Annotated in this window: 1 protein-coding gene; it reads left to right on the top strand. The window is 74.7% G+C overall.

Annotation, left to right across the window (positions count from 1 at the left end; translation table 11 throughout):
• On the top strand, positions 1-1,166 hold a 1,166-nt coding region (locus tag AC1D15_RS33195), incomplete at its 5' end, for a hypothetical protein (RefSeq protein ID WP_477829416.1).
• Positions 1,167-1,200 lie beyond the last annotated feature (34 nt).

Raw genomic sequence — 1,200 nt, 5'->3', positions numbered from 1 at the left:
CCACGGGCCTGTACGCGGGCGGCGGCGGTGGCGCATCCGCCCCGGTGGGCTCGGGCCTGATGCTGCGGCCTGCGCTGACGGTGATGAAGGACATCGGCCCGGCGCTGCAGCTGGGCATCTCGGCGTCCGCCGTGAATTTCCCGAGCGGCGAGATCAAGAGCGGGCAGCTGGGCCTGGCTCTCGCATGGCGCGGTGGCTTCACGCACCTCGCGGGAGAGCACGGCGGCGCGGCCAGCACGTCGAGCGGCCTCACCGGCCTCGGCTTCGACCGCATGGCGCTGACCGCCACCACCTACCGCTTCGATGGCGCACCGCGCCCGGCGGCCGGGCTGGCGGGTGCGCGCGCGGAACGCCGATTCGCCAACGGCTGGTCCTGGGGTCTCGAGTCGGCCGCTGCGGCCAGGGGCGACGCGGCGGGCTACATGGAGATCCTGGGCACGGTCGGCGCGAGCTTCGCGCCCTGGCCCGAGTTGCTGCCCACCTGGCGCGTCGGCGCGCGCGTGGCCGGTGGGCTGGGGGGTGGCGGTGCCGTGCCGACCGGCGGCGGCCTGATCGGCAAGGCCACCGGCACGATGGAGTGGAGCCCTGCCCCCGGCTGGACGATCGGTGGCGAGTACGGCCGCATCCGCGCCGCCCACGGCGACCTGCGCGCCCGCCAGGCCCAGTTGTGGCTCGGCATCGACCTCGAACCCGGCCACGACGGGCGCACGATGCCGCCGCGCGTCGTGCGCACCGAATGGGTCGCGGTGCTGCAGCACCAGGCCCGCGTGCTGCGCCAGGATGGCAGCCGCCAGTCGCTCGACACGATCGGCCTGAAGCTGAACCGCTACGTCGACGACTTCGTCTACGTCAGCGGCCAGGCGCACAGCGCGTACGCCGGCCATGCCGGCGCCTATTCGACGGGGCTGATCGGCGCCGGCATCGCGAGCCGGCCGGGCACGCCGGTGCGGGTCGGCATCGAGGCGCTGGCGGGTGCGGCCGGTGGTGGCGGTGTCGCAACGGCCGGGGGCGCGATCCTGCAAGGCGTTCTGTGGGCCGGCTGGGCCGCAACACCGCGCAGCGAATGGCGGCTCGGTGCCGGGGCGATGCAACCGCTGCGTGGGAGCAAGGCAACACCGTTGGTCGAGCTGGCCTGGAGCCGCGCGTTCGGAATGTCCGGTTGGTGACTTTTGCGCGGCTTGGCGGGGCGGGTGGGGGGCT

It is taken from the genome of Rhizobacter sp. P2_H2 (genome assembly GCF_056403375.1).
This window is presented reverse-complemented; position numbering and strand designations above follow the sequence as displayed.